7 protein-coding genes are annotated in these 6,000 nt (G+C 62.0%); 1 reads left to right on the top strand and 6 read right to left on the bottom strand.

What is annotated here, in order from left to right; translation table 11 throughout:
* Positions 1-288 precede the first annotated feature (288 nt).
* The 5 genes from NX775_RS19140 to mltA form a co-directional block, all read right to left on the bottom strand.
* A complete protein-coding gene (locus NX775_RS19140) occupies positions 289-1,827 on the bottom strand; it encodes a phospholipase D family protein (RefSeq protein WP_258837394.1) in 1,539 nt (512 codons plus the stop codon).
* 3 nt (positions 1,828-1,830) lie between these two features.
* Positions 1,831-2,607, bottom strand: coding sequence for an enoyl-CoA hydratase (locus tag NX775_RS19135; protein ID WP_258837393.1), 777 nt, complete (start codon positions 2,605-2,607; stop codon positions 1,831-1,833).
* Between the two features lie 103 nt (positions 2,608-2,710).
* Positions 2,711-3,523, bottom strand: a complete 813-nt coding sequence (locus NX775_RS19130; protein WP_258837392.1) for a DUF2145 domain-containing protein — start codon at positions 3,521-3,523, stop codon at positions 2,711-2,713.
* 1 nt (position 3,524) lies between these two features.
* Positions 3,525-3,968, bottom strand: a complete 444-nt coding sequence (locus tag NX775_RS19125; RefSeq protein ID WP_258837391.1) for a hypothetical protein — start codon at positions 3,966-3,968, stop codon at positions 3,525-3,527.
* A gap of 126 nt (positions 3,969-4,094) precedes the next feature.
* Positions 4,095-5,306 carry a murein transglycosylase A gene (gene mltA, locus NX775_RS19120; RefSeq protein WP_258837390.1) on the bottom strand — a complete coding sequence of 404 codons (1,212 nt, stop codon included), beginning with the start codon at positions 5,304-5,306 and terminating at the stop codon, positions 4,095-4,097.
* A 19-nt stretch (positions 5,307-5,325) separates the two neighbouring features.
* Between mltA and NX775_RS19115 the strand changes: the two genes are divergently transcribed.
* Positions 5,326-5,451, top strand: a complete 126-nt coding sequence (locus tag NX775_RS19115; protein ID WP_258837389.1) for a hypothetical protein — start codon at positions 5,326-5,328, stop codon at positions 5,449-5,451.
* A 2-nt stretch (positions 5,452-5,453) separates the two neighbouring features.
* On the opposite strand, the gene apaG is transcribed toward NX775_RS19115, so the two are convergent.
* Positions 5,454-5,828 carry a Co2+/Mg2+ efflux facilitator ApaG/CorD gene (gene apaG, locus NX775_RS19110; protein ID WP_183553774.1) on the bottom strand — a complete coding sequence of 125 codons (375 nt, stop codon included), beginning with the start codon at positions 5,826-5,828 and terminating at the stop codon, positions 5,454-5,456.
* Between the last annotated feature and the right edge of the window lie 172 nt (positions 5,829-6,000).

The following is a 6,000-nucleotide window of genomic DNA, read 5'->3' as shown; positions in this document are numbered from 1 at the left end:
CTCATCAAACGCCCACACTTATCGACTGTTAATTTTTAAAGAACTTTATTCGGTGCATCTTGCTGCTGGTAGCGAATCGTTTTGTTCGCTGCAGCAGAGAAGAGAGATTATGCTGTGTTTCTGAAATCTCGTCAACTCTTTCTTTTCGCTTCGCCTCAGATTTCTCTGTAGACTTTGCTCTCGTAACCACTTGATTACGTTAACTTTTTCGGTCAGTGCCGAAGCGGAGGCGAACTATACCAAACCTGCCGCGCAGTCCGCAAGGGACTACAAAGAAAAGATTTTGTCCTACAAGAGCCAGTCGATCGGCAGCCAACCCAGCCCATGCACCACCGCCCGCTTCCACCACGTCGTTCCAGGCTCGACGTCGTGCCGGACGATCTTGCCGTCGCGGCCCTCCAGCCAGTAGACATTCCCCTTCTCATCCAGCAGCACTTCATACGCGCGCATTGGCAAGGTCTCGTCCAGCGTCGTACTCAGGCGATGGGCCAGCTCGACGCTGTCGATCACCATCCCCATTTCGGTATTCAGGTGAATCGACCGCTGGTCGAAGTTGAACGAGCCGACGAAGATCCGGTTACCGTCCACGCCAAACGTCTTGGCATGCAGGCTCGCATCCGAACTGCCAAAGCCGGGACCACTGCGCTTCTTCTTGCGCGATGGTTCGTCGGTCGACGCACGGCGCAGTTCATACAGCGCCACGCCGGCCTCCAGCAGCGGCTTGCGCCACTTGGCATAGCCCGCATGGACGGCAGAAACGTCAGTCGCCTCGAGCGAATTCGTGAGTACCCGGATTTTTGCGCCCTTCTTGGCCATCTCGACCATTGCGGCCGCCCCATCCTTGCCCGGCACGAAGTACGGTGAAACCAGGTCCAGATTGCGTTCCGGCTGGCCAAACAACACCGCCAGTCTGGCTGCAATATTCTCATCTGGCGACGACTGGTTCAGCACCTTGGCCGGATCGTCGCTCAGGAAACGCGCATGCGCCCATTCCAGCGGCAGCGTCCCGCTCATGACTTTGTTCAGGAAGGCCGATTGTCCGATCGCATCCAAATATTCTTTGGTCTCGGCATCGACCGTGGCAGGCGGCGGCGCCTTCGCATCCTTCACCATCAGCGCCAGCGGATACGCCGACGGACAATTCCAGTACAGGTCGAAATCCGCGGAAACTTCTTTCACCACCGGACCGGTAGCGATCACGTCGAGGTCGGCGAACGAGATATCGCCTGCTGCGCCGAAATACTCGTCGCCCACATTGCGGCCGCCGATGATCGTGGCCTTGTTATCGGCGGTGAACGATTTATTGTGCATGCGCCGGTTCATGCGCCAGAAATCGGCGACCATGCCGAGCGGACGCATCGAGCGAATACCGTTCGGATTGAACAGCCGCACTTCGATCTGTGGATGGGCGTCGAGCTGCGCCAATATCGCGTCCAGGCCACCCGTGTTGTTATCGTCAAGCAGCAGGCGCACCCGCACGCCACGGTCCGCCGCCTTGCGCAAGGCGTTGAACATCAGCATGCCGGTCGTGTCATTGCGCCAGATATAGTACTGAACGTCCAGGCTGCGATCGGCCGCCTGCGCCAGCACGGCGCGCGCGGCGAACGCATCGCGCCCATCGGGCAGACTGTGAATGCCGACCAGGCCGGGATGCGCCGTGGTCAGTGGCAACAGCGCCTGGCCGAGCCGGGTATTGTCCGTATCGGTCAAGGCGGTGCTGGCAACGCGCCCCTCAAGAGGTGGCAGCGTTGAGCAACTCGATAGCGTCAATGCGCCTGCAAGCAGCGCCGTTGGCAAGAGCAGCCACAATTTGGCGCGCTTCTTCATGGTTCAATGTCCTTCGAAGTCAGGTTTGCGTTTTTCAAGGAATGCCGACATGCCTTCTTTTTGCGCAGGCGTGCCGAAACCGGCGTGGAAGTAGCGGCGTTCGTAGGCCACGCCCTGGCTCAGCGTCATTTCATAGGCCTGGTTGACGCAGTCCTTGATCTGCATGGCAACCGACACCGGCATGTCGGCAATGCCCTGGGCGATCTTGATTGCCTCGTCCATCACCTCGGCCGCCGGGTACACGCGCGACACCAGCCCGGTCCGCTCTGCCTCGGCGGCGTCGATCATGCGCGTGGTGAGCAGCATGTCCATCGCTTTCGACTTGGAAATGGCGCGCGGCAAGCGCTGGGTGCCACCGGCGCCTGGCGTGACGCCGACCTTGATCTCGGGCTGCCCGAACTTTGCGCTGTCGGCGGCGATCAAAAAGTCGCACATCATCGCCAGCTCACAGCCACCACCCAGGCAATAGCCCGAAACCACGCCGATGACCGGCTTGCGGATATCAAGGATGTGTTCCCAGTTGCGGCCAATATAGTTATTGCCGTAGGTTTCCTGGTAATCGTACTGCGCCATGGCGGCGATGTCGGCGCCGGCGGCGAAGGCCTTCTCGCTACCCGTCAACACGATGACGTTGATGGCCGGATCCTGGTCGAACGCGCGCAGCGCATGGCCCAGCTCGTTCATCATATTGTCGTTAAGCGCATTCATCGCCTTCGGACGGTTCAGCCGTACCACGGCGACCTTGCCGTGGTTCTCGATCAACAGGTCAGCATATTCCATGGGAAACCCTCATCTGGTTGGATAGTATCGTCGCGATTGTAGCGCTTTCCGTGTACGTCAAGTAGAGCGCCCCGATCGGCCAATATGCATGCGACGCCGGCCATCACGGCCCTGCCGGCGGCAGCACGACCGGCAATTCCGGGCAGCCCATGGCCTGGCAGCCGTTGGGCAAGGTCCGCAGCCAGGTCACGATCGACTCCACCGAGACGGTCTGGATCCTGCCCTTCCAGCGCAAGCTGGACGGATGGTCGTCAAATGCAATATTCGCCTTCGATATCCGCGCGCCCAGGCGCGTCATCGTGCCCAGCGCCAGCTCGGTTGGCTGGTAACCGGTCGACGCCAGCCAGGTCTGCGCCGTGGCGCGGGTCGTTGCCGCGCCTTCGGGGGCGATGGCGTAGGCCAGCATTTCAAGGACCCAGCCGTTCGAATTCTGATAGCGCGTGCTGAACGGATAGGCAGCCAGGCTATAGTGGGGCTCGTGATAGTCGCGCGCCTTCGTGCCAAGCAGTGCGTTCTTGAGCCGGGCTTGCACGGCAGGCGCCAGGCGCCAGATGCCGGCCTGATACCGCACCGGCGCGTCAGAGAAGAAATTGATCAGTCCTTCGTCGTACAGTGCCGACGTCGCTGTGCCACACGTATTGAGCTTGTGCACCACCGACCAGGCGCCGGCAGAATGTGCGCGCACGGCAAATGCCGCGTGCGAATAGGTCAGCCGATAGGCCGACAGATCCTGTCCCACGCGCGCGATCAGTACGACATCGTCGCCGATGCCTTCCAGCGCCGTGCGCGTGAGATCGGCCATCTGCATGCTTCGGACCAATAGCTCTGGAGAAGCGACCTGCTCCTCGCAGGGGGTGCCGGCGAAGGCCGTGGGCACCGCCAACGCCAGTGCGGCCGCAGCAACGGCGCGGCGCATCCTAGCTGCGCGGGCGCGAGTGGGCCATGCCGGTGCCTGGTTCGGCCAGCAGAGCAATCGTCGCCTTGCCTTTCTTGACGGCATAGCCAGCCTTGCCGATTGCTTCAATATCAATGCGATCGCCGGCCTTGATTGCCTCGTTCTGCGCGATCCGGGTCTGGATTGCCATATCGATCTTCAACTGCTGGTCGTCGCTGTGCAGTTCGAGCGCAGTCTTGTCGCCCTCGGGCTGAACCGTCACGACGCTCCAGCGCCTGGAGACGTCGATTGCAGCCTGCGAGCCTTCCGCTACTTTCTTCGCGCTCAGATAAACCACACTGAACGGCACCAGCAGCACGATGCTGCCCACCGACAGTACGGTATCGGAAGGACCAGGCGCGGCGGCCTGGCTGGGCGCGGCAATGGCAGCGGCAAGGGTAATGGCAAGAAGGGAATGCAGACGCATGAATAGAACCTGTCAAAAATGAAAGCACCACCACGTCACCGCGCATCAACCACAGCGGAAAATTGCAACGTGGAAATTGAATCAAAAGTCAGAGTAGCCCGATTCTCTCATTAATGCAACGAAGGTTCACTTCGGCAACAACACCCACATCGTCCCACTTTGCTTCATGAGTCCGGCATTTTCCGTCGCTTCCGGCCCGAAGCCGAAGAAGAAATCGGCCCGCACCGCGCCGCGAATCGCGCCGCCGACGTCCTGCCCCATCACCAGACGCTGCAGTGGTGCGCCATCCTTCGGCATGGTCGTCGACAGCCACACCGGCGCGCCCAGCGGCAGGATGGTACGGTCGATGGCAATCGAGCGGCCTGGCGTCAGCGGCACATTGAGCGCGCCACGCGGCCCGACGCCCGGGTCTGCCACCTTGGTTTCCGTGAAGAAGATATAGCTCGGGTTCACATTCAACAGTTCCTGGCGTCGCGACGGATTCGCCGCAATCCAGGCCCGGATCGACTGCGCCGACACCTGGTCCGGCGTCATGATCCCCTGCTCCACGAACCAGCGTCCGATGGCTTTATAAGGATGACCATTCTGGTCGGCATAGCCCACGCGCACCGTTTCACCGGAATCAAGCTTGACGCGACCCGAACCCTGCACCTCAAGGAAGAACGCATCCACCGGATCGCTTACCCACAGCAACTCCTTGCCGCTCAATGGCGCGCGGTCGATGTCGGCACGGCTCTGGTACGGAATCACGGTCTTGCCGGACAGACGGCCCCGCAGGCGCCGGTTCTGCAGATCGGGATAGATGCTGCCCAGGTCGACCGTCACCAGATCGTCCGGCACCCGGTACAGCGGCGTCTGGAACGCCCCGCCCCGCTTGCGCGAACCGTATAGCATCGCTTCGTAATAGCCGGTGATGAGCCCGGTATTGGCGCCATCCGGGTTGCGCACCTGGTTCGGCACGAAATACGTCTCGAAGAAGCGGCGCACGGCCGCGACGTCTTTGGCATCCACCGCGCCAGCCGCAGCACACGGTGCTTTCCACGGCGCCTGGCGCGACGCCAGTACGCTGCACGATTGCAGGAAGGCCGGCCAGGCCTGACGCACGTCGTCCTGCTGCCAGCCCGGCAGCGCGGCAAAGGTGGTGGGCGTGAGCGGTGCTGTCGGCGCGGTCGGCGCTGGCGGCTGAACCGGCGGCGGCACTACCACCGGCCCGACCGGCGGCGGCATCGTGACCGGCGGCGGCGCGGAGGGCGCCGTGGGCTTCGGTTCGGTCGAACAGGCACTCAGCAGGCTGACGAGCGCGATCAGGACGGGTACACTGCGGCGTATTGTATACATGGGAACCATGGGGACCGATATGTGGATCTTGATGGTGGAAGCCGGCGTTGCGCTGTTCCTGTTCGTGTTCATCGTCTGGTGGACCATGTTCGCCGGCCGCAAAGATAGCGACCGGGACGACGGCGACGACACCCCCGCCCCGTAGGCTCAGTGCAGGGAGCGCGGCGGCGACAGCACGAATTCAGGAATGGTGGCCTCGAAGCGGTGGCCATCCTCGGCCACGCAGAAGTATTCGCCGCGCATCGAGCCCTGCGCGGTGCCCAGGTGCGTGCCGCTCGTGTACTCGAACTGCTCGCCCGGCGCCAGCAACGGCTGGTGGCCAACCACGCCCAGGCCTTTGACTTCCTGCATCTGGTTATTGGCGTCGAGAATGACCCAGTGACGGGAAATGAGCTGGGCAGGAATGCTGCCGGTATTCTTGATCGTGATCGTGTAGCTGAACACGAACTGGCTCCGGTCCGGGTCGGACTGCTCCGCCAGGTATTGCGTTCTGACGGTGACAGCGAAATCGTAGGCGGGCATCGAGGTTCCTTGCGTGATCGTGGACTCGGCCGCTGCGCCATTCGCAGGGGCCGGCGCGCCATGTGGCGCAAATAACAATCATACCGCCTGTGGCCGCCAAGCGCCGACGCGCCACGGCATCGTCAACGCTGGAGGCGCCAGCGCGACCGGCGTAGAATAGCGGATTCCCACC

Origin of the sequence: Massilia aurea, assembly GCF_024753205.1 — a bacterium.
GTDB lineage: Bacteria > Pseudomonadota > Gammaproteobacteria > Burkholderiales > Burkholderiaceae_D > Telluria > Telluria aurea.
This window is presented reverse-complemented; position numbering and strand designations above follow the sequence as displayed.